General features: G+C 49.2%; 21 protein-coding genes. 11 read left to right on the forward strand and 10 right to left on the reverse strand.

The window, feature by feature from the left end:
* From CRG49_RS13825 to pstS, 7 genes are all read right to left on the reverse strand, one after another.
* The coding region (locus CRG49_RS13825; protein ID WP_157807888.1) for a helix-turn-helix domain-containing protein at positions 1-171 on the reverse strand (171 nt) is incomplete at its 3' end.
* 110 nt (positions 172-281) lie between these two features.
* The gene (gene phoR / locus CRG49_RS02375; RefSeq protein ID WP_095502633.1) at positions 282-1,598 is read right to left on the reverse strand and encodes a phosphate regulon sensor histidine kinase PhoR; all 1,317 of its coding nucleotides are present in this window, start codon (positions 1,596-1,598) and stop codon (positions 282-284) included.
* Positions 1,591-2,286: a phosphate regulon transcriptional regulator PhoB gene (phoB, locus tag CRG49_RS02380; RefSeq protein WP_095502632.1), complete on the reverse strand. Its 696-nt coding sequence runs from the start codon at positions 2,284-2,286 to the stop codon at positions 1,591-1,593. Before phoB ends, phoR begins: the two co-directional genes overlap by 8 nt.
* Before the next feature lie 151 nt (positions 2,287-2,437).
* Positions 2,438-3,193 (reverse strand): phosphate ABC transporter ATP-binding protein PstB, encoded by a 756-nt coding sequence (pstB, locus tag CRG49_RS02385; protein WP_095502631.1) that lies wholly within the window; start codon positions 3,191-3,193, stop codon positions 2,438-2,440.
* A gap of 55 nt (positions 3,194-3,248) precedes the next feature.
* A complete protein-coding gene (gene pstA, locus CRG49_RS02390; protein ID WP_095502630.1) occupies positions 3,249-4,091 on the reverse strand; it encodes a phosphate ABC transporter permease PstA in 843 nt (280 codons plus the stop codon).
* On the reverse strand, positions 4,088-5,047 hold the full coding sequence (pstC, locus tag CRG49_RS02395) for a phosphate ABC transporter permease subunit PstC (RefSeq protein ID WP_095502629.1): 960 nt from the start codon (positions 5,045-5,047) through the stop codon (positions 4,088-4,090). The genes pstA and pstC overlap by 4 nt, the downstream gene beginning before the upstream one ends.
* A gap of 116 nt (positions 5,048-5,163) precedes the next feature.
* Positions 5,164-6,297, reverse strand: coding sequence for a phosphate ABC transporter substrate-binding protein PstS (gene pstS, locus CRG49_RS02400; RefSeq protein WP_095502628.1), 1,134 nt, complete (start codon positions 6,295-6,297; stop codon positions 5,164-5,166).
* A 260-nt stretch (positions 6,298-6,557) separates the two neighbouring features.
* Between pstS and rpsF the strand changes: the two genes are divergently transcribed.
* From rpsF to CRG49_RS02435, 7 genes are all read left to right on the forward strand, one after another.
* Entirely contained in the window at positions 6,558-6,929 is a 372-nt protein-coding gene (gene rpsF, locus CRG49_RS02405) for a 30S ribosomal protein S6 (protein WP_095502627.1), read from the forward strand.
* Positions 6,926-7,228: a primosomal replication protein N gene (gene priB, locus CRG49_RS02410; RefSeq protein WP_195690074.1), complete on the forward strand. Its 303-nt coding sequence runs from the start codon at positions 6,926-6,928 to the stop codon at positions 7,226-7,228. Before rpsF ends, priB begins: the two co-directional genes overlap by 4 nt.
* A 6-nt stretch (positions 7,229-7,234) precedes the next feature.
* Positions 7,235-7,465: a 30S ribosomal protein S18 gene (gene rpsR / locus CRG49_RS02415; RefSeq protein WP_054599043.1), complete on the forward strand. Its 231-nt coding sequence runs from the start codon at positions 7,235-7,237 to the stop codon at positions 7,463-7,465.
* 14 nt (positions 7,466-7,479) lie between these two features.
* Entirely contained in the window at positions 7,480-7,932 is a 453-nt protein-coding gene (rplI, locus tag CRG49_RS02420) for a 50S ribosomal protein L9 (RefSeq protein WP_095502625.1), read from the forward strand.
* 190 nt (positions 7,933-8,122) lie between these two features.
* Complete coding sequence (mltB, locus tag CRG49_RS02425) at positions 8,123-9,208, forward strand: lytic murein transglycosylase B (RefSeq protein WP_095502624.1); 1,086 nt, start codon at positions 8,123-8,125, stop codon at positions 9,206-9,208.
* A gap of 175 nt (positions 9,209-9,383) precedes the next feature.
* On the forward strand, positions 9,384-11,408 hold the full coding sequence (gene dnaX / locus CRG49_RS02430; RefSeq protein WP_095502623.1) for a DNA polymerase III subunit gamma/tau: 2,025 nt from the start codon (positions 9,384-9,386) through the stop codon (positions 11,406-11,408).
* A gap of 166 nt (positions 11,409-11,574) precedes the next feature.
* Positions 11,575-11,910, forward strand: a complete 336-nt coding sequence (locus CRG49_RS02435; RefSeq protein ID WP_095502622.1) for a YbaB/EbfC family nucleoid-associated protein — start codon at positions 11,575-11,577, stop codon at positions 11,908-11,910.
* Between the two features lie 152 nt (positions 11,911-12,062).
* On the opposite strand, the gene CRG49_RS02440 is transcribed toward CRG49_RS02435, so the two are convergent.
* Positions 12,063-13,544, reverse strand: a complete 1,482-nt coding sequence (locus CRG49_RS02440) for an aldehyde dehydrogenase family protein (protein WP_095502621.1) — start codon at positions 13,542-13,544, stop codon at positions 12,063-12,065.
* A 451-nt stretch (positions 13,545-13,995) separates the two neighbouring features.
* Between CRG49_RS02440 and adhP the strand changes: the two genes are divergently transcribed.
* Complete coding sequence (gene adhP, locus CRG49_RS02445; RefSeq protein ID WP_195714669.1) at positions 13,996-15,036, forward strand: alcohol dehydrogenase AdhP; 1,041 nt, start codon at positions 13,996-13,998, stop codon at positions 15,034-15,036.
* A 317-nt stretch (positions 15,037-15,353) separates the two neighbouring features.
* Here the strand turns inward: adhP and CRG49_RS02450 are convergent, their stop codons facing one another.
* Positions 15,354-16,094: a pseudouridine synthase gene (locus CRG49_RS02450; protein WP_095502620.1), complete on the reverse strand. Its 741-nt coding sequence runs from the start codon at positions 16,092-16,094 to the stop codon at positions 15,354-15,356.
* A 266-nt stretch (positions 16,095-16,360) separates the two neighbouring features.
* Here CRG49_RS02450 and CRG49_RS02455 point away from each other — a divergent pair, with 266 nt between their 5' ends.
* The 3 genes from CRG49_RS02455 to CRG49_RS02465 all read left to right on the forward strand — a co-directional run bounded on the left by CRG49_RS02455 (position 16,361) and on the right by CRG49_RS02465 (position 21,533).
* Positions 16,361-17,950: an ABC transporter ATP-binding protein/permease gene (locus tag CRG49_RS02455; RefSeq protein WP_369832012.1), complete on the forward strand. Its 1,590-nt coding sequence runs from the start codon at positions 16,361-16,363 to the stop codon at positions 17,948-17,950.
* Positions 17,951-18,346: 396 nt separating this feature from the next.
* Positions 18,347-18,649 carry a hypothetical protein gene (locus CRG49_RS02460; protein ID WP_095502618.1) on the forward strand — a complete coding sequence of 101 codons (303 nt, stop codon included), beginning with the start codon at positions 18,347-18,349 and terminating at the stop codon, positions 18,647-18,649.
* 118 nt (positions 18,650-18,767) lie between these two features.
* Entirely contained in the window at positions 18,768-21,533 is a 2,766-nt protein-coding gene (locus CRG49_RS02465; protein WP_095502617.1) for a M16 family metallopeptidase, read from the forward strand.
* An 87-nt stretch (positions 21,534-21,620) separates the two neighbouring features.
* Here the strand turns inward: CRG49_RS02465 and guaA are convergent, their stop codons facing one another.
* On the reverse strand, positions 21,621-23,186 hold the full coding sequence (gene guaA / locus CRG49_RS02470; protein ID WP_095502616.1) for a glutamine-hydrolyzing GMP synthase: 1,566 nt from the start codon (positions 23,184-23,186) through the stop codon (positions 21,621-21,623).
* Positions 23,187-23,214 lie beyond the last annotated feature (28 nt).

The following is a 23,214-nucleotide window of genomic DNA, read 5'->3' on the forward strand; positions in this document are numbered from 1 at the left end:
CTGTTGTGCTTTTCGGTAACAGTAGGTTCCGTTGACGGAATGCCGTCTGATTTCCCGACTGACGGTGGCGGGATGACAACCGATGTTCTGTGCGATTTGGTTTAGGGGTAGGTTGCGGTAATGTCTGGAAATGTAGTATCTTTGGTGTGAGGTCAGTTGTGTGTAGGCCATATTGCAATCTTTCTTGTCAGGAAAGGCAGTATACTACCGCATACTGGCCTTTTCTGTTATTGGAAATTGCACTTGTTAGGCGAATGTAAGGGCCTTTGCTTTATGCAAACCTACAATTTAATGTCAATCGGCATTTCAGCTGCCAATTCAAACAATACGGAAAACGTGCTGCCTTCGCCCAATGCACTTTCCACTTCGATTTTGGTGTCGTGCGCGGCCAAGGCATGTTTGGCGATGGCGAGCCCTAAGCCGGTGCCGCCGCTTTGGCGCGAGCGGCTGGTGTCAACACGGTAGAAGCGTTCGGTCAGACGCGGAATGTGTTCGGGGGCGATGCCGGGGCCGGTGTCACTGACGCTGAAGCGGACATGGTGTTCGCCTTCGGGTTTCAGGCTGATGTGTACTTTGCCGCCTTCGGGTGTGTAGCGCACGGCGTTGAACGCGAGATTGCTTAAGGCGCTGTACAACACAGGCTGAATGCCGCGAATGCTTAATTCCGGTTCGATGTCTTCGGTGATGTGGTGGCGGCCGTCTGAAAAGGTTTTGGTGCTTTCAAACAATTGTCGGCTCAGCAGGCTTAGGCTGATCAGCTCTTTGTTTTGCTCTTGGTGGTGCTGGCTTTCAAGCTTGGATAGGGTGAGCAAATCGTTGAGCAAATCGAGCATGCGGCTACCTTCTTTTTGCATCAGGCTGATGAATTGCTGGCGCTGCTCATCGGGAATATCGGGCATATCGCGCATGGTTTCCAAAAAGCCGTTGATGACGGTTAGCGGCGTGCGCAATTCGTGTGATACGTTAGCCACAAAGCTGGTGTGGCTGGCTTGCACCTGCTCGACGGTGCTGACGTCTTGGCTGATGAGCATTTGGGTGTTTTTTTCAAATGGGCAGCGGGTAATTAGCAGCGTGCGCGGAATCGGGTGATTTTGCGGCACGGCCAAGCGGATTTGTACCTGCTCGGTTTGTTCCATAAAGGCATGAAACTCGGGCAGGCGGATGAGGTTGAGCAAAATGCCGTTGCGGTCACGCTCGCGGTTGAGGTTGAAATGGGTGGCGGAAAGGCGGTTTTGCCATTCGATGCGCATGTCTTTATCCAAAATCATCACGCCGGTGGGCAGGGCTTCGGCAGCGCGGTTGAAACGCATCAAGGCATTTTTCAGTTTGCGCTTTTGCTTGCGGCGGTTGCGGCTTTGCTTGAGCAGGGTGGAAAACACTTCGTCCCAAATGCCGCTGGCAAAGGGAATGGATTCCGGCTCGGGATTTTTCAGCCAGTCGAGCAGTTTGTACATCTGGCGGATGTGCAGCAAACTGATGAAGCTGAGCGTGGCAAAGGCGACAATAAACGCGCCGGACACGCCCCAAAAGGCCAGTCCGGCGGCTGCGGCAAACAAAATGCCGAGTATGGAAGGAATCAGGTAAACGAGATTATTCATTGTTGTTGCCGAAACGGTAGCCGCCGCCGCGGACGGTTTGCACTAAATGTGACAGTTGGGCTTTTTCCAAGCCTTGACGCAAACGGCGGATGTGCACGTCAACGGTGCGCTCTTCAATAAAAACGTGATCGCCCCAAATCATGTCGAGCAATTGGCTGCGGCTGTAGAGGCGGTTGGGGTGTGCCATGAAAAAGTGTAAGATTTTGAATTCGCTTGGGTTGAGTTGCAATTCAATGCCTTCGGTGGTGCTAACTTTGCGGTTTTCTGCATCCAAGCGGATGCCGAAAATTTCTAAAACCTGTTTGCTTTTTTGCGGTGCCATGCGGCGTAGCAGGGCGTTGATGCGGGCGATGAGTTCGCGCGGTGAGAAAGGTTTTGTGATGTAGTCGTCGGCGCCGATGTTCAGGCCCAGCTCTTTGTCGCTTTCCTCGCTGCGGGCAGTGAGCATGATGATGGGCAGGTTTTGCGTGCGGGTCTGGCCGCGCAATTGTTGAATGTATTCGACGCCGGACACGTCGGGCAGCATATAGTCCATCAAGATAAGATCGGGCAATTCGTTTTTCAAAAGCTTCTCGGCATCGCTGACGCGCTCGGCGGTGGCCACGCGGTAACCGGCGGCTTCGAGATTGAAACGAATCAAGGTGGCAATCGCAGGCTCGTCTTCTACAATCAGGATATAGGCGGACATGTTTTTCTCTCTTTGTTGGGTTGCGTTTGGCTTTCAGACGGCCTTGCAATCGGTTTGAAACAGCATACGCAACATGGTTTTCATCAGGCCGTCTGAAAGGTATGGCTTCGGTTTCAGACGGCCTATTATTAAAGCGTTAAGCCATTCAAGTTTAACCGAATTTACCGGTAATATAGTCTTCGGTTTCTTTTTTGCTCGGCTTGGTGAAGATGGTTTTGGTGTCGCCCACTTCGACCAATTCGCCCAAATACATATACGCCGTGATGTCGGACACACGCGCGGCCTGCTGCATATTGTGGGTCACGATGGCGATGGTGTAATCGTGTTTGAGTTCGGTCACCAATTCTTCAATATAGGCGGTCGAAATCGGGTCGAGCGCGGAAGTGGGTTCATCCAGCAGCAAAACTTCGGGCTTGGTGGCAATCGCGCGGGCAATGCACAAACGCTGCTGCTGGCCGCCGGATAATGAATTGCCGCTTTGCTTGAGCTTGTCTTTCACTTCGCCCCACAGAGCCGATTTGTTTAATGCCCATTCTACACGGTCGTCCAATTCGCTGCGACTGAGTTTTTCATACAGTTTTACGCCGAAAGCGATGTTGTCGTAAATCGACATCGGAAACGGCGTTGGCTTTTGGAACACCATGCCGACTTTGGCACGCAGCAGGTTCAAATCGACGTTTTTATCGAAAATGTTGCGGCCGTCGAGCAAAACTTCACCTTCGCCGCGGTTGCCCGGATACAGGTCGTGCATGCGGTTGAGTGCGCGCAGCAGGGTGGATTTGCCGCAGCCCGATGGGCCGATGAAGGCGGTGACTTGTTTTTCCGGAATTTCTAAATTGATGTTTTTCAACGCATGGAACGAGCCATAGTAGAAGTTGAAATCTTTTGTCACGATTTTGGCGGTCATTTTGTTTCCTTAATAGGATGAATGGTGTGGAGGGCGTATCGCCGGTCGGCTGACCTTATGATTTTTTCGCCGCCCCTAAATAGCGTGCCAGAATGTTGGCGACTAATACCGTTACGGCAATCAGCAAGGCCGCAGCCCAAGCCAGTTGGTGCCAGTCTTCATACGGGCTCATGGCAAATTGGTAGATGACGTTGGGCAAGTTGGCAATCGGCTGATTCATGTTGGTGCTGAAAAACTGGTTGTTCATTGCGGTAAACAGCAGCGGGGCGGTTTCGCCGGTGATGCGGGCAAAAGCCAAGATAATGCCGGTCAACACGCCTGCTTTGGCGGATTTCAAGGTCACCATCGTCACCAGCTTCCATTTCGGCGCGCCGAGTGCAAAGGCCGCTTCGCGCAGGCTGTTTGGCACCAGCTTCAGCATGTTTTCGGTGGTGCGAACCACGACCGGAATCACCAATAACGACAGCGCCAACGAGCCAGCCCAGCCGGAAAAGTGGCCTTGTTTCACAACAACCAATTCATAGATAAACAAACCGATCACAATCGATGGTGCCGACAGCAAAATATCGTTCATAAAACGCGTGGCTTGTGCCAGCTTGCTGTTTTGGCCAAATTCCGCCAAATAAATGCCGCACATCAGGCCGATGGGTGTGCCGACCAACAGGCCAAACAAGGTGATCATAAAGCTGCCCAAAATGGCGTTGCGCAAACCGCCTTCCATGCCCGGCGGCGGGGTGTCGAGCGTAAACAGCGTGCCCGACAAACCGCTGAAGCCGTTGCTCAATAAGGTGTAGAAAATCCACGCCAGCCAAAATAAGCCGAATGCCATGGTGACGTAGGCCACGCCCAGATAAAAGCGGTTTTGCCACAAGCGGCGTTGGTAAATGCTGTTGCTCATGATTTTTTCCCTTCAGATTGCTGCATTCTGAGCAATAAGATTTTGGCGAAACACAGCACCACAAAAGTGATGAAAAACAGAATCAAGCCCAAGTAGAGCAGTGAGGATAAGTGCAGCGGGTCAACCGCTTCGGCAAATTCGTTTGCCAGCGCGGAAGTAATCGATACGCCGGAATTAAACAGGCTCGGGCTGATGTTGAAAGTATTGCCAATCACGAAGGTCACCGCCATGGTTTCGCCCAAAGCGCGACCCAAGCCCAAAATAATGCCGCCAATGACACCGGCTTTGGTGTAAGGCAAGACCACGTTGCGGATGACTTCCCATTGTGTGCTGCCCAAGCCGTAAGCCGCTTCTTTCAAAGGCTGCGGCGTAATTTCAAACACATCGCGCATCACGGAAGCAATAAATGGAATAATCATAATCGCCAAAATCAGCGAAGCGGTGAAAATGCCGATACCCATCGGCGCGCCTTGAAACAGCGAACCAATCACCGGAATCGCACCGAAATATTCAATGAAAAACGGCTGAAAGTGCTCGGCAAAGAAGGGCGCAAACACAAACAAACCCCACATACCGTAAATAATCGAAGGAATACCGGCCAATAATTCCACGCAAATGCCCAAAGGCTTACGCAGCCAAACCGGACAGAGTTCGGTCAAAAACACCGCAATACCGAAGCTCACCGGTACGGCAATCAGCAAGGCTAAGCCGGATGTCACAATCGTGCCGTAAATCGGTGCCAGTGCGCCATATTCGCTGGCCACGACATCCCAGTTGGAAGAAGTAAAAAAGCCGAAACCGAATTTTTCAATACTCGGCATCGCGCCCAAAATCAGCGAGAGCAGAATCCCGCCCAAACTGGCCAAAACCAGTATGGCAAAAAAACGCGTCGAGCCGACAAACAGCGCATCAAGCTGCTGCTGGCGTTTGAGTTTCTGTGCGGAAGAGGTTTGCATGAGTGTGCCTTTTATAGATTTAATGAGGCCGGATACGCAGGGTGTGATGTAAAGAGGCCGTCTGAAAAAATGTATTGGCTAAAGAATACATTTTTTCAGACGGCCTGATTCATACATTATTTAGTGAAAACCGCCTGACCGTTTTCATCTTGGATGTTGGCCCATTCTTGACGTACCAAGTCTTTCACTTCGGCAGGCAACGGCACATAATCCAGTTTTTGAGCCGCTTCGTCACCGCTGGTGTAGGCCCAATCAAAGAATGCCAAAGCTGCTTTTGCTTTCGTCGCATCCGCATTTTTCTTGTGCATCAAAATGAATGTTGCCGCCGCCAAAGGCCACGCGTTGGCATCAGGCTGGTTGGTCAACACCAAGCTGAAGCCTTTTACGCTCTTCCAATCCACTTTAGAAGCCGCAGCGAAAGTTTCTTGCGAAGGCTGCACGAAATTACCGGCCGCGTTTTTCAATTGGATGTGCGACATATTGTTTTGTTTGGCATAGGCATACTCAACATAACCAATAGAGTTGGCCACGCGTGATACATAGTTCGCTACGCCTTCGTTGCCTTTACCGGCTACGCCGCTGGCAGCCGTCGGCCATTTCACGGTATTGGCCGCGCCGACTTGGTCTTTCCAGCCGCTAGATACTTGACTCAAGTAAGTGGTGAAGATGAAGCTGGTACCCGAGCCGTCTGAACGGAATACAGTGGTAATATTCGCGTCAGGCAGTTTCACATCGGCGTTTAATTCTTGGATTTTCGGGTCGTTCCATTTGGTGATGGTGCCCAAGTAGATTTCGGCCAATACTTCACCGGTTAATTTCAATTGACCGGCTGCTACGCCTTCAACATTTACCACAGGCACCACGCCGCCAATTACGGTAGGGAATTGAACCAAACCTTCTTGTTCCAATTTTTCCGCATCCAAAGGTGAGTCGCTGGCGCCGAAATCAACGGTTTTCGCGGTAATTTGTTTCACACCGCCGGAAGAACCGATTGATTGGTAGTTGATGCGGTTGCCGCTTGCTTGTTGGAAAGCATTGGCCCATTGCACATAAACAGGTTGTGGGAATGATGCGCCGGCACCGGTTACATCCAAGCCCACCGGCTGCTGCTGACCGTCAGCCGCTTTAGGCACTTCATTTGTTGTTGCCGCCGCACCGGCTTTAGGTGCTTCAGGCGCTTTAGATTCGCCGCCGCAAGCAGCCAATGCCAAAACAGTTGCGATACTTACCACGAAAGCAGATTTTTTCATTTTAGGAGTCCTTGTTAGGAGGGTTGTTTGGATAACGCGGCCAGTTTATCCAGCAAGTATTACAACTTCATGACAAATTCAAGGAAATGTTACAAACTGTTACATCATTCTGAAATGATACAAATCCGCCACGACGCAGCATTTAAAATCATCAATAGCTTGTGTACTCAATCCATAAACGTTATAATCGAATGTTTTCCAACCTTGCCTTTTACTTTTCGCATGGTAGAAGGCTGTTTATGAATCCATAAGGAGATAACATGCGTCATTACGAGATCGTGTTTATCGTTCATCCTGATCAAAGCGAGCAAGTGCCTGCGATGGTTGAACGTTACAAAGCCATGATTACCGAAGCCAACGGTACCATTCACCGTTTGGAAGATTGGGGTCGTCGTCAATTGGCTTACCCAATCAACAAAATTCACAAAGCACACTATGTTTTGATGAACGTAGAAACCACACCTGAAGTTGTGGCTGAGCTGGAAACTGCTTTCCGCTTCAATGATGCCGTATTGCGTCACCTGACCATCAAAACCAAAAACGCTGTTACCGAGCCATCTGTCATGATGGGCGGCGAGAAAACCAAAAACTTGCTGAACGGTGCGGCTGAAGAAGTTGCAGCAGCCGAATAAGATTGAATAATCTTATCCGCCTTACCGCCCGGCTCGCCGAAATCGGCACGCTGAGGTACACGCCGGCAGGCATTCCTGTATTGGATATTGTGCTCAAGCATGAATCATGGCAGGAAGAAAACGGACAACAATGTCTGGTCAAATTCGACATGCCCGCGCGGATTTTAGGTAAGCAAGCTGAAGAATGGCAGTATCGGCAAGGCATGATGGTTGAAGCAGAAGGCTTTTTAGCGCAACGCAGTCAACGCTTCCCGCGACCGATACTCCGCATACAGAACATTAAAGAATATAAAGGTTAAACGACAATGGCTCGTCAATCATTCAAACGTAGAAAATTCTGCCGTTTCACGGCTGAAAAAATCCAAGAAGTTGATTACAAACAAGTTGACTTGTTGAAAGACTTCATTTCTGAAAACGGCAAAATCATCCCTGCCCGCATCACCGGTACTAAAGCACACTACCAACGTCAATTGGCGGTTGCTGTGAAACGCGCACGTTTCCTGGCTCTGTTGCCTTACACCGATCAACACAAATAATTGGAGCTTAGAACATGCAAATTATTCTGTTAGAAAAAATCGGCGGCTTGGGTAATCTGGGCGACATCGTGACCGTGAAAAACGGCTATGCCCGTAACTTCCTGATTCCAACCGGTAAAGCCAAACGCGCTACCGAAGCCAACATGAAAGAATTCGAAGCACGTCGTGCCGAATTGGAAGCCAAACAAGCCGAAATCTTGGCTGATGCTAAAGCGCGTCAAGAAAAATTGGACGGTCAAACTGTTACCATCGCTCAAAAAGCCGGTGTTGACGGTCGTCTGTTCGGTTCTGTAACCAATGCCGACATCGCTGAAGCCATCGTTGCTTCAGGCGTTGAAGCTGCTAAAGCCAACGTACGTTTGCCAGAAGGCCCATTGAAAGCCGTTGGCGAATACGAAGTTGAAGTGGCTCTGCACACTGACGCTGTTGCGAAAATCAATGTTGTGGTGGTTCCTGCTGCCGAATAATCATTGATGAATCGTGATTGATTAAAAAGGCCGTCTGAAATTCAGACGGCCTTTTTTTATGGGTTTTATAAAGGCATTATTTTCAGATGGCCTGAGATAAATCCAAATATTCCACGTTTAATCTCAAAGGGTTTATCTAAGCGCTTAATTTTGTTACACTCAAGCCCTTTCTCACATTTACGGATATCCCATGAAAAAGTCTCTTGTATTCCTTTCCGTTGCCGTTATCGCGGCATTGGCTGCGTGCAGCACATCGAACAAGCCGAGCATCACCCGCGATGCGCAAGCAGTGAAACCGGTGAAGCAAGCCGAGAAGCGTCCGACTTTCGATGCTGCTGCCGAATCAGTGGCGAGCAGCGGTTTCAATGCCAATCCGAATGTGCAGAATTTTATCCGTTACGAAGCCGCTAAAGGCCGCTTGAGCGCTGCCGAATTGCAAAATTTCTTTGATGGTGTGGTGTACAAAGGCAACATCATCAATATTGTGTACCGCCCGGGCACATCGCGCCCATGGTATGAATTCCGCACCGGTAATTCGGGCGCGGCTAAATTCAACAATGGCCGCCAATTCTATGCCGACAACCGTGCAGTGATTGACGATGTGGCGCGCAAATACGGCGTACCGGCTGAGTTGATTGTGGCGATTATCGGCATTGAAACCAATTACGGCCGCAACACAGGCAGTTTCCGTGTGGCCGATGCCTTGAGCACGTTGGCGTTTGATTATCCGCGCCGTGCTGAGTTTTTCCAAAACGAATTGAGCGAATTACTGCTGATGGCGAAAGAAGAAAACCGCGATGTATTCAGCTTTAAAGGCAGCTACGCCGGTGCGATGGGTATGCCGCAATTTATGCCGTCGAGCTTCCGCAAGTGGGCGGTGGATTACGATGGTGACGGCCGCCGTGATATTTGGAACAACATCGGCGATGTGGCCGCATCGGTGGCCAATTACATGAAACAACACGGCTGGCAGACCGGCAGCAAAATGGTGGTGCCTGTGCGCCTGAACATCACGCCACACTTGCAGGCGATTATCGATGAGAAAACCGCGCTTACCCGCACCGTGGCTGATTTCAAAGCCTTGGGGGTGATGCCGCAAACGCCGGTAGCCGACCATGAAAAAGCAGTGTTGTATCGTTTGGAAACCAGCCCGGGTGTGTACGAATATTATTTGGGCTTGAATAATTTCTACAGCGTTTGGAAATACAACAACAGCCGCATGTATGTGACCGCCGTGCGCGATATTGCCAATGCCGTTGGCGCTGCCGGTTTGTAATCTCACTTACGCCAAAACCACTTTGTTGCCGCAACAAAGTGGTTTTGTTTATGGCGGCAAACAATGCATTTGCACGTTTATGCGCCAAAAATGTTAAAATGCATCATCTTTCAATAGGCCGTCTGAAAGAATAGATTGTTCAGGCGGCCTGATTATTATGAAGTAGAGAAAAGACATGGCTTATCAAGTGCTTGCCCGTAAATGGCGTCCGAAAACATTTGCCGATTTAGTCGGCCAAGAACACGTTGTCAAAGCATTGCGCAACGCTTTGGACGAAGGCCGTCTGCACCATGCCTATCTCTTGACCGGTACGCGCGGTGTCGGCAAAACCACTATTGCGCGTATTTTGGCCAAAAGCCTCAACTGCGAGCATGCCGATCACGGCGAACCGTGTGGCGTGTGCCAAAGCTGCACGCAAATTGATGCCGGCCGCTATGTCGATTTGCTGGAAATCGATGCCGCCTCAAATACCGGTATCGACAATATCCGCGAAGTATTGGAAAACGCGCAATACGCGCCGACTGCAGGCAAATACAAAGTTTATATTATCGATGAAGTGCATATGCTGTCGAAAAGCGCGTTCAACGCCATGCTGAAAACGCTGGAAGAGCCGCCTGAGCATGTGAAATTCATTTTGGCGACTACCGATCCGCATAAAGTGCCGATTACCGTGTTGAGCCGCTGCTTGCAGTTTGTATTGCGCAACATGACCACGCAGCAAGTGGCCGACCACTTGGCGCATGTGTTGGACAGTGAAACCATTCCTTACGAAGCCACTGCTTTGCAACTACTGGGCAGGGCGGCGGCAGGCTCGATGCGCGATGCCTTGAGTTTGCTTGATCAGGCGATTGCAATGGGTTCGGGTAAAGTGGCCGAACACGATGTGCGCCAGATAATTGGTGCGGTGGATAAACGCTACCTGTATGAATTGCTGCAAAGTGTAGTCAATCAAGATGGTCAAGCCTTGCTCAACAAGGCGCAAGAAATGGCCGCCCGCGCAATTGGTTTCGACAGCGCATTGAGCGAACTGGCAATGCTGTTGCAACGTTTGGCGCTGATTCAGGCCGTGCCCTCTGCCGTGGGCAATGACGACCCCGAGCGCGAAGCCTTGCTGCAATTGAGCCAAGCCATGAGCGGCGAGCAGATTCAGCTGTATTACCAATGCGCGATTCACGGCAAACAGGATTTGAGTTTGGCACCCGATGAATACGCCGGATTTGTGATGACTTTGCTGCGTATGCTGGCGTTTGCGCCTTTGGCCGCTCAAGCGCATGGCGTGAATGATGTGGTTGAACACACGCAATTGCAGGAAGTGGAACATAAGGAAACCGCTGCAAAAAAGCCGCTGATGATTCCGACGCCGTTTGAAAATCAACCCAATATTCAGACGGCATCAACTGCTGCGATCATGCCGTCTGAAAAAGAACCGCAAGCAAAAGACATTCCGCCGTGGGAGGAGCAGCCGGAAAATGAAACGGCAGAAACCGAGCCGTTTCAGACGGCCTCTGTTTCAAATGAGCTGCCTGCTGTTGCAGAAGAAACTCAGCCGCAACACATTGAAACGGAAAGCATTCCGATTCAACACTCAGCAGAAATTCAGACGGCCTCTGACGAATCTTATCAGCCGTCTGAACCCGATGAAGAAGACATGCCACCGCCTTATTTCGGCGAAGATTCGTATGATTTTGCGGTAGAACCGGATACGCTGCCTGTGCCGCCGATTACGGATGAAAGCGCTGAAACTGATGATGAGGAAGAGGACGAGCCGCAATTTATCGCCGTGCCTGATTTCCAGCCGGAAAATTGGGCATTGTTGGTACAGCGTTTTGCGAAAAAGCTTGGTGCCGCGCAAATGTTGGCGCAGCATGCCGCTTGGGTGAATTACAATCCTGATACGCATTTGATGACCTTGTCGCTCACCAGCGAAGCCAAAGCCACCACCAACAAAGAGCGTTTGGACAAAATCCAAAACGTGTTGGCCGCAGCTTATAATTTGCCGCTGAAGCTGCAAACCCAGCCGTGGCAAGATGATCAAGGTTGGGAAACGCCGACCATGCGCCGCCGGCGTTTGCAGCAAGAAGGGCGGCAACAGGCACAGGATTTGTTGGATGCCGATCCGACCGCGCAGCAGATTTTGCAAACCTTTGAAGCGCAATGGCTGCCGGATACGCTGGAATTAAAGCAAACCAACGAATCTTGATACTAAGGAATCAATACTTGAATCAGGCCGTCTGAAACCGATTGTTGGAAATATACGTTCAGACGGCCTTGAATCCTATTTCATCATTAGCCCGTGCAAGCAGGGGCAAAACCTGATAGGATTCGCCTTGAATAATTTTCTCATACACGCAAATTAGGAGCATACGATGTTCGGAAAAGCCGGATTAGGAGGGCTGATGAAGCAAGCCCAACAAATGCAGGAAAACATGAAAAAAGCCCAAGCCAAATTGGCTGAAACCGAAGTGAGTGGCGAAGCGGGCAACGGTTTGGTGAAAGTAACCATGACTTGTGCGCATGTGGTACGCAAACTCGACATCAGCGAAGACTTGATTAAAGAAGCGGCTGATGACAAAGAAATGTTGGAAGATTTGATTTTGGCCGCAGTAAACGATGCGTCTGCCAAAGCCGAAGAAACCAGCAACAAAACCATGGGCGCGTTTACCCAAGGTTTGCCGGCCGGTATGGGTGATTTTTTCCGTTAATCGGCCAAAGGGTTTGCTCAAAAATAACAAAACCGCTGTTTTGCTTAGGCAGAAACAGCGGTTTTGTTATTGATGAGTTTAAAGAGCGAAATGATAAAAGGCCGTCTGAAAGATTATCTTTCAGACGGTCTCATTCAATCAATCATGGAAAATCAATACATGCCTTCGCGCTCTTCGCGGGTAGAAATGTAGATGTTTTTCACTTGAGTGTAAGCAGCCAACATCATTTTGTGGGTTTCACGGCCGATACCGGAAGTTTTGTAGCCGCCAAACGGTGCGTGTGCAGGCAGGCGGTTGTAGCAGTTTACCCAGACGCGGCCGGTTTCCAAGGCGCGTGATACGCGCAAGCAACGGTTGATGTCTTTACTCCAAACACCGCCGCCCAAGCCGTATTCTGAATCATTGGCCATTTTGATGACTTCTTCTTCAGTTTTGAACTTGATGACAGTCGCTACCGGGCCGAAGATTTCTTCTTGGGCAACGCGGGCATCGTTGTCTTTGGCTTCGATCAAAGTTGGCTCCAAGAATGCGCCACCGGCCAAATCGCCTTCGGCTTTTTTACCGCCGGTAATGATGCGGCAGCCTTCTTGTTCACCGATTTTCACATATTTCAAAATGGTTTCCAATTGGCCGGCGTTGACTTGCGCGCCCATTTGGGTATCGTCTTCCCAAGGCAGACCGACTTTGACTTTCTTGAATTCTTCTGCCAAAGCTTCAACGAATTTGTCGTAAATACCTTCTTGCACGAAAATACGCGAACCGGCACAGCACACTTGGCCTTGGTTGAATAAAATACCTTTTTGCGCACCTTCAAGCGCTTTGTCAAACGGCATGTCGTCGAAGAAAATGTTGGCTGATTTACCGCCCAATTCCAAAGTGGCCGGAATCAACATTTCTGCAGCTGCGATACCGATGCGGCGGCCGACTTCGGTCGAGCCGGTAAAGGCCAGCTTGTTGAAGCCTTTGTGATGCAGCATGTATTCGCCGGATTTCGAACCTTTACCGGTGATCACGTTGAACACGCCTTTTGGCAACACATCATTCACTTTTTGCGCGAAAGACAGCAGGCTCAGTGAAGTGCTGGAAGAAGGGTGCAATACGATGGTACAACCGGCCGCCAATGCAGGCGCGATTTTCCAAGCAGCCATCAAGAATGGGAAGTTCCACGGAATGATTTGGCCAACTACGCCGATTGGCTCGCGCAAAATCAGCGACAAATCTTCTTCGTCCAATTGGGTGGCCGTGCCTTCTTCGCCGCGAATCACACCGGCAAAGTAGCGGAAATGATCGGAAGCCAACGGAATGTCGGCAGCACGGGTCTCGCGGATTGGTTTGCCGTTATCGAGGGTTTCTTGCAGGGCGAACAATTCGGCGTTTTCATCAATGATGTCGGCGATTTTGTTCAAGATTGCGGCGCGTTCGGTAACGGTGGTTTTTTTCCAGGTTTTGAACGCTTCTTGCGCAGCGGCAACGGCAGCATCCACGTCAGCATCGCTGGCATCAACGAATTTAGCCAATTCTTCGCCATTGGCCGGGTTAGTGGAAGTCAATAATTTACCTTCGCTTCCCTTGGTCCATTCGCCGTTGATTAATAAGCCGTATTCTTTGTCAAAAACGTTTAAATCTTTTGCCATGTTGCTGTCTCCTGTATTTTTTAGCAGTTGTAGTTGACTGTAAGCGAAACGCTTAAGGGCTAGCATAGTATTTTTTGCTATTGAGTTCAAGCGTTAAAAATGCAAAGAAATATGAATTAACAAAGCGAAAGAATGCGGAAGAAAATCAATTAATTCAATAAAATCAATTGGTCAGGGATTGAGGCCGTATGAAAAAATAAATTTTATTTAAATATAATCAGTTGCTTGTTCGATTGGAAAATACATCAATAAATATGTTATGTTATAACAAATTTTAATAAATTCAATACGATGCAGCTTGACGGAACTAATTTTGAAGTACATACTTAAATCGTGATGTAACGAGCGAAATCATCATGTGTATGGTTTGTTTATGTATGATTGAATGCGTGCATCCCGTTATTGCAATGAAATACCATTCTATCAGTTAAGCCAAACAAGGAGTGTTACTATGAAAATGCGTGCAGTGGTAGTGAATCAAGCTGTTGAAGGTGATGTAGAAGTTGTAGAGCGCGACATCCGCGAATTGGAAGCGGGCGAAGCTTTGGTAGAAGTTGAATATTGCGGCGTGTGTCATACTGACTTGCACGTTGCTGCGGGTGATTACGGCGAAAAACCGGGTCGTGTTTTGGGTCACGAAGGCATCGGTAAAGTCAGCAAAGTAGCTGATGACGTAAAAAGCTTGAAAGTCGGCGACCGTGTGAGTATCGCGTGGCTGTTTGAAAGCTGTGGCTCTTGCGAATATTGTAATACCGGCCGCGAAACCTTGTGCCGTAGCGTCGTAAACGCGGGCTATACTGCGGATGGCGGCATGGCGACACACTGTATCGTTACTGCCGATTATGCGGTGAAAGTGCCGGATGGTTTGGATCCTGCGCAAGCCAGCTCGATTACTTGCGCCGGTGTGACCACTTATAAGGGCGTGAAAGTATCGAATGTGCGTCCGGGTCAATGGATTGCCGTGTATGGTGCCGGCGGCCTGGGTAACTTAGGCGTGCAATACGCGAAAAAAGTATTTGGCGCACATGTGATTGCTATCGATATCAATGACGACAAACTGGAATTTGCCAAAGAAAGCGGCGCTGATTTGGTGATTAATCCGCAAAAAGAAGACGCAGCCAAAGTGATTCAAGAAAAAGTTGGTGGCGCGCATGCCGCGATTGTGACGGCGGTTTCTTCTGCTGCATTTAATTCTGCTGTTGATGCCGTGCGTGCCGGTGGCCGCGTGGTGGCTATCGGTTTGCCGCCAGAGTCTATGGATTTGTCGATTCCGCGCTTGGTATTAGACGGTATCGAAGTAGTCGGCTCTTTGGTGGGTACGCGCCAAGATTTGGCTGAAGCCTTCCAATTCGGTGCCGAAGGTTTGGTGGTACCAAAAGTACAATTGCGTGATTTGGATGAAGCGCCTGCGATTTTCCAAGAAATGCGTGAAGGTAAAATTACCGGCCGCATGGTAATTGACATGAAATGCGCTTGCGGTCACGAGCATTAATCTGACTTATTTATGAAGATTAAAAGTCGTCTGAATTGTTTTCAGACGGCTTTTTTGTTGGGGAATGAATAGAATCAGGCCGAGATCTTTGCGAGACTAGTCAATTTTTAGAAATCTTTAAACCGTCATTCCCGCGTAGGCGGGAATCTAGGACTATCGGATTCAGAAATATTAACTATATCAGCAGTTTGACGTACTGGATTCCCGCCTACGCGGGAATGACGAGCATAGTTTTCTTGGTTTAAATTAAGTTTTACAAAGGTATCAGGCCGTCTGAAATATTGAATATTTCAGACGGCCTGATTCATGTCATTGAATCAAAACGATTCATTGGCTTTCAAATAGCGCCATTTACCCGGTGGCAGTTTGCCCAATTTCACTTTGCCCATGCGGATACGTTTCAAACCGACCACGCGTAAACCCACCAGCTCGCACATACGGCGGATTTGGCGTTTCTTACCTTGTTTCAAAATAAAGCGCAGTTGGTCTTCATTTTGCCATTCTACTTTTGCTGGGCGCAGCTTTTCACCATCCAAGCTCAAGCCGTGGTTGAGTAAGGCCAAGCCTTTGTCATCCAGCTTGCCACGTACACGCACTAAATATTCTTTTTCGCTGTTGCTGGTTTCACCGATTAGTTGCTTGGCGATGCGGCCATCTTGTGTCAACACCAGCAAACCCACCGAATCAATATCCAAACGTCCGGCAGGGGCGAGGCCGAATTTGTGTTTCTCGCTAAACGCAATGCGGCTGTCGTCACCTTCCCATTGATTTTCGGCAGTAATCAATTCAGCCGCTGCTTTATAGCCTTTTTCCGCTTGCGCGCTGACATAACCCACCGGCTTATTCAGCAAAATCGTCACACGGTTTGCCTGCTGCTCATGCGCCAGTTTGTTTAAATCAATGCGGTCGCTTTCGGTCACTTTTTGGCCGAGCACGGCGGTTTGGCCGTTGACTTTGACCCAGCCTTGTTCGATGTAGCTGTCGGCTTCGCGGCGCGAGCAGAGACCGAGTTGCGCCATGCGTTTCGACAGGCGCATGGGTTCGTTGGTGGATTCCATGGTCTTTCACTTTAAAAAATATTGCCGAATTATAGCATTAACGTGCTTTCCACGCTGCGTGAGAAACAGCGTTTCAGACGGCCTATCAAATAATATGCCGTCTGAAAAATTACATCAAACAACAAATTTTAAGCGTGTATAATCCGCGGTTAATATTCATTTTTATCTACAAGTTTTATAGCAATAATATGTTGACGATTCTCAAACAATTCTATTAGTTTCTCAAAGATTACTGGTTTCGCAAAGACAATCTGCTTTCGTGGCTGATTCTGATTGTTTTGGTTGCACTCGGGTTTGGTGTGGTGGAAATCAATGTCCGTATTAATGAGTGGAGCAAGTCTTTTTACGATACCTTAGAAGCCTTTAAAGCAAAAGAACTCTATGTTTTAATTCAAGAATATTTGGTTTATGTAGCGATTTTTGTGGTGGCTGCTGTCTATCGGGCGTGGCTGCGTAAGCTATTGATTATCCGCTGGCGCACACATTTGACCGAGCGTTTACTGGCCAATTGGTTGCACAAGCGCGCTTATTACCGCATTGCTTTGAAGCAGACCACTGACAACCCCGACCAGCGTATTGCCGAAGACGTGAATATTTTTGTGTCGCGCACGATTGAGCTGTTCATTTCTTTGCTAACTAATTTAGCGCAGCTTTATTCATTTATTGCGATTTTGTGGCGGCTATCCGGCACGCACACTTTTCATATTATGGGGCACAACATCACGGTAACCGGCTATCTGGTTTGGATTGCAGTGGTGTATGCCTTATTGGGCAGTATGTTCACGCAAATCATCGGCCGTAAATTGCATGCACTGAATTACCGTCAACAAAAATTTGAAGCTGATTTCCGTGCTTCGCTGGTGCGTAAAAATGATCATGCCGAGCAAATTGCGCTGTATCACGGTGAGGCGCGTGAACACACAACCTTACGGCAGGAGTTTAACGAAATCATCAACAATTGGCGCGCTTTGATGAACCGCGAGCGTAATCTTGGTTTCTTTACCACCGGTTACGACCGTTTTCCCTTAATGCTGCCGGTGTTGGCAAGTGTGCCGCTGTTTATGGCCAAAGCCATTACGTTAGGTGGCTTGATGCAGATTCGCAGCGCTTTCTCGGCGGTGTTTAATTCATTGAGCTGGTTTGTGTTTGCCTACACCATTCTGCCGGAATGGAGCGCAACGGTGCAGCGTTTGTACCAATTCCGTGAAAACATCTTAAAAGAGCAGGCCAACGATAAAACACCGCCTCAAGCTGACTCCCTTGCCATCAATGGTTTGAATATTTACACCCCAAGCGGTGAACCGATTTTGTGTAATGTAGCAGCCAATGTCAGCACGCAAAAATGGACGCAATTGGCCGGTGAAAGCGGTTTGGGTAAATCAACACTGTTGCGCACCATTGGTGGTTTATGGGCAGATTATGACGGTAACTGGCAGGCGCCGAAGGGCAGTAGTTTGTTGTTGCCGCAGCGTACTTATTTGGGCAGCGGTACCTTGGCTGATATCATCAGCTATCCGTCGCACCAACGCCATGATGACCCTGTTTATCAGCAGTTGCTTGTTGATGTCGGTTTGGAAAAATGGCAAAACCATCTGCACATTGCGCAAAATTGGGCGCAGACCTTATCTGTAGGCGAACAGCAGCGCATTGCCATTGCCCGCGCTTTACTCACGCAGCCGGATTATCTGTATTTGGATGAGAACACATCGGCGCTGGATATGAAGTCGGCGCGCCACTTGCTGAATTTGCTTAAAGCACGGTTGCCGCATACCACAGTAGTGATTGTGAGCCATCAGCCGGAATTAACGGATATGTATGACGAAGTATTGGATTTGACGCCGTTTAAAGCGGCTTAATGTAAGTAAAAGGTCTCAGGCCGTCTGAAAATGTTGATTGTAAGCATTTTCAGACGGCCTTTTGAGTTGAGAACCTGTTTGCACTTGATTAAGAAGTAATATATTGAAATGTAAATCAAATATAAATTATTTAACAAAAATGCAACATATTATTATCTCAAATATTTATATTTAATTGATAAGCAATTCACTAATAGTAAAATTGCATGAATTATTAGCTCAAATATTTTTGATTTTTGAAAGTAATTACCCTGTTTAATCAGTAGGGTAAATATTTTTTTGAGTTAGAGAATAATAAGAACCATTATCTATTTTCAGCGAGCTTGGATGGATATTAGGGTCAAGGCCGTCTGAAAGATTTTTTACATTTTATAGCCTAAAAAAAGAGATTGAAACATGAAACCCAACGCAATCATGCTGGCCTTGCTGCCGGTTTTTGCTGCTTCAAATGGTTATGCTGCGGATGAAGTCCAGCAGGCAGAGCAGCAGGCCAATTTGAATGAAATTGTGGTTTACGGTACGTTTGCCCAAGAAAAAGGCACGCAACGTGTGACCCAAAAAGACATTCAAAACCGCGTAACCGGCAATGGAACCATCAGCGAAGTATTGAAAAACAACCTGAATGTTCAGTTTAGTAATTCCAATCATACCAGTAACACTGCAAACTGCCCCAAACTAAATCAAAGGCCGTCTGAATGATTGCTTGGCTTTTCAGACGGCCTTTATTGCATTGAGATTGATTTATTAATCTATTAAAAACATAACGTTCAGACAATTCAGCCGAATATAGGCCGTCTGAAATTTAAGAAAAGCAACCATGAATTCCCTTATTCCTCAAATCATTCTCACCGCAGCACTTTCAACCGCTGCATTTTCCGTTTGTACCGCCAATACCTATTCCACAGGCCGTCTGAATAATGGCTTGGTTTATCATGTATTGAATGTGCCGTCTGAACCCGGTCGCATTGATGTACGCATTCAAGTGGGCGTGGGTGCCAGCGATGAAAACGGCACCAGCGAAATCGGTGTGGCGCATATGGTCGAGCATATGGTATTCCGCAGTGCACCCGAATTTCCCAATGGGATAGGCGATACTTTGATTGCACAAGGCTGGCGGCACGGTGCGAATTTCAATGCCATGACCAATTACGAGCGAACGCTGTATATGTTCAGCCCCAATCAGGGTGTGAAGCAATTGGATGATACGCTTCACGCCTTATCGGCCATGATGTCGCCGCATGAATTTTCTGCCGAAGATTGGCAAAAAGAGCAGCAGGTGATTGAAGCCGAATGGCGCAACGGTTTGGGTGTGAACGAGCGGATGAACCGCCGCCGCAATGAAGTCAACCGCAGCGGCAGCCGCCAAGCACGTTTTGCCATTATCGGCACACAAGAAAGCATACGCAACACGCCGGTAGAAGTGTTGCAGGCATTTCATCAGCGTTGGTATGTGCCGAACAATATGCAGGTTATGATTTCCGGTGACATCACGCCGAAGCAGGCGCGAGCTGCATTGGAAAAACATTTTGGCCATCTGAAAGCAGGGGCATTGCCTGACCGCAGTGGTGATTATTACGAGCCGAAATTGCAAAAAGGCTTTCACATCGACCAACTGCAAGACCGTGACAGCGGTGGCAGCTTTGTGGCGCTGCTGTTCCGCCAAAACGACCGGCCATCACGCAATTATGCTACCGACAACGGCATCCGCGAGCGCTATATCGACCGCTTTGCCAGCCGAATCTTGGCGCAGCGTGTGAAAAATGAGATTCACGATTTACCCAAAGCCGTCAGTACCATCACCGCCCGCAAAGCCGACATTGGCCGCGAAACGGTTGCGGTGGGCTTTGTCGCTTCAGTCGCACCCGACGGCCATCAGCAAGGCTTGACCGAAATCCTGAAACTTCGCGAGCGCATCCTGCGTGCGCCGGTGACGCAAGCCGAATTTGATGAATATAAGGCAACGTTGCAAAGTGCCATCGAACGGGCGAAAAAGAAAACCACTCTGCCTGAAGCCTTTGGTGATGCGATTCAAACGGTCAGCGAAAATGCCTTTGCCGGTAAGCCCGTTCGTACGCAGGCAGAAAATGCCGCTTTAGCAGCAAAAGTATTGCCGACCATTGCGCCTGCCGACATCAGCGCACGTTTACAGCAATGGCTGAATGCCGACGATAAATCGGTGCAAATCCAAGCACCGAGCCTGACTGAAATCAAAAGTTTTCCCAATGCCGCGCAAATTCAGGCTGAAGCAGATAAATGGCAGCAAGCCGATTTGCCTAAATTGCGTGCCAAAGTCGAATATGGCAAAGGTGTGTTTATTGCCAAACCGATTGACGGAAAAATTGTTGCCGAACAATATGATAAAAAACTCAATATCACGCGTTGGACATTGCAAAACGGCGATAAAGTGGTGGTGTTAAATCATCCTATCGCCGATGGCGAAACCTATTTGCGCGCATTGAGCGAAAACGGCTTCATGAGCCCGAATCTGAATCCGTGGCAATCGCAGCTGGCACAGCAAATCGTGTGGCAGTCGGCACCGCAAGGTTGGCGCAGCGAGCAGCTTGATGATTGGAAAAAACAGCACAAACTCAGCTTAAGCATGAGCATGAAAGCAAATGAAACCAAGTTGGAAGGCAGTGCGCCGGATAAGGCAGCAGAAAATCTGTTCCGTCTGTATCACGCTTATGTGGCCACGCCGCAAGTAAGTGAGGATTACCGCGATGCCATCATACCGATGATTCGCCGCATTCCGATGGAGCAAACATCCAGCCGTGCGGCTAAAGACAAAGCACTGACCGATATCCGCTTTGGCGGCAAAGCATATGCCTCGCCGGGCCAAGCTGATTTGGAAGCAACCGAAGAGACCGAAATTTTGGCGCAATGGCAGATTTTAAGCCGGGCGCCGATGACGTATTATCTGCTGAGTGAGCAGAAACCGAGCCAACTGAAACCCTTGGTGGCAAAATATTTGGCCGCCATCGAGCGCAGGCCGTCTGAAAAGCCGCAACCTTATTTGGCCTTGAGCGGGCAAAAAGTTGAGCGTAAAGCAGTGAATCCGGTTAAGCAGCGCAGTGATGTAGCCGCATGGTTGTTTACCCCGTACGCATGGTCGCCGCAAACCGCCGCGCAGATTTCGATTTTGCGCACACTGGCTTATGAGCAGCTTAAAGCCCAATTGCGCGACAAGGCTTTGGGTGTGTATAGCTTAAAATTTGAAACCTCACTCAATCCAGATAACGACCGCGTGGAAAGTGAATTACGGTTTGCGACCACTGCTGAAAAAGCAGATGAATTATGGCAACTTGGTGAAGCGACTTTGGCTAAATTGCCGCACACCATTATTGAAAAACAAATCGCACCCTTACGCCGCAATTTTATCCAACAGGAAAAAGGCCGTCTGAAACGAGCTGAAACGTGGTTGAACCGATTGGTTTTGAGCGAGCAGCATTTAGGTGATGCACGTTATTTGCAGCAAATGCATCATTTGGCCGATGAATTGACGGCTGAAAAATTGCAGCAAACCGCGCATCTGGTGTGGAATCCTCAAAACCGCCGTGTGTTGATTGCCGATCCGGTTGAGTGATTGGGAAAGATAAAGGCCGTCTGAAAGCATTTGTTGTGAATGTTTCAGACGGCCTTTTTAGTATTTAATGATTAAAAAATCAAATGCCTATTCCCATTCGATTGTGGCGGGCGGTTTGCCGCTTACGTCGTACACCACGCGGTTGATGCCTTTGACTTCGTTGATGATGCGGTTGGATACGCGGCCGAGCAGTGAGTATGGCAGCTCTGCCCAATGTGCGGTCATGAAGTCGCTGGTAACCACAGCGCGCAAGGCCACGACGTAATCGTAGGTGCGGCCGTCGCCCATTACGCCCACGGATTTGACCGGCAGGAATACGGCGAAGGCTTGGCTGGTGAGGTCGTACCATGAGGTGCCGTTTTCATCGGTGGTGTTGCGCAATTCTTGGATGAAGATGTCGTCAGCTTGGCGCAGCAAGTCGGCGTATTCTTTTTTCACTTCGCCCAAAATACGCACGCCCAAGCCCGGGCCCGGGAATGGGTGGCGGTACACCATTTCGCGTGGCAGACCGAGCGCAACGCCCAGTTCGCGTACTTCGTCTTTAAACAAATCGCGCAATGGCTCCAGCAATTTGAGTTTCATGTTTTCCGGCAAGCCGCCGACATTGTGGTGCGATTTGATGGCGTGGGCTTTTTTGGTTTTTGCGCTGGCGCTTTCAATCACATCAGGGTAAATGGTGCCTTGTGCCAACCATTTGGCATTGGTGAGTTTTTTCTCTTCGGCATCAAAGACTTCAATAAATTCACCGCCGATGATTTTGCGTTTTTTCTCAGGGTCGGTTTCGCCGGCGAGTTTGGCCATGAATTGGTTTTCGGCATCAACGTGAATCACGCGCACGCCTAAGTTGCGGGCGAACATGTCCATCACGTTTTTGCCTTCGTTCAGGCGCAGCAGGCCGTGATCGACGAAGACGCAGGTGAGTTGGTCACCGATGGCACGGTGAATCAGTGCGGCGGCTACCGATGAATCGACACCGCCGGACAAGCCCAAAATCACTTCGTCGCTACCGACTTGCTCGCGGATTTTGGCCACGGCTTCTTCGATGTAGTTTGGCATGGTCCAGCTAGGTTGCGCGCCGCAGATGTCGAGCACGAAGCGGTTAATCAGCGCACGGCCTTGCTTGGTGTGGGTGACTTCCGGGTGGAATTGAATGCCGTAGAATTGTTTCTCGGCGTTTTCCATCATGGCAATCGGGCAAGACGGAGTATCGCCGATCACGGCAAAACCTTCCGGTAATTTAGATACTTTGTCGCCGTGACTCATCCACACGTCAAGCGTGTTGGGCTGGCCGTCGAAAATGTCGCGGGTCAGTTCGCTGTCGATGGTTTTCACTTGCGCGTAACCGAATTCGCGTTGGTTGCCCGGAGACACTTCGCCGCCCAAGTGGTGCGCCATAAACTGCATGCCGTAGCAAATGCCCAATACTGGCACACCCAAATCAAACAGGCCGGTGTCGGCTTGGTAGTCGGATTCGTAAACGGAATTAGGGCCGCCTGAAAGAATAATGCCTTTCGGATTAAAGGCTTTGATGTCTTCCAATGGCATGTCAAACGAATGCAGCTCGCAGTAAACATGGGCTTCGCGCACGCGGCGGGCGATGAGCTGGGTGACTTGTGAACCGAAGTCGAGAATCAGGATTTTGTCTTGGGTCATGATGTTGGGCTTTGTGGAATGAAAAGAG

The sequence above is a fragment of the Neisseria sp. N95_16 genome (assembly GCF_002551535.2).
In the GTDB taxonomy this organism is placed as follows: domain Bacteria; phylum Pseudomonadota; class Gammaproteobacteria; order Burkholderiales; family Neisseriaceae; genus Neisseria; species Neisseria brasiliensis.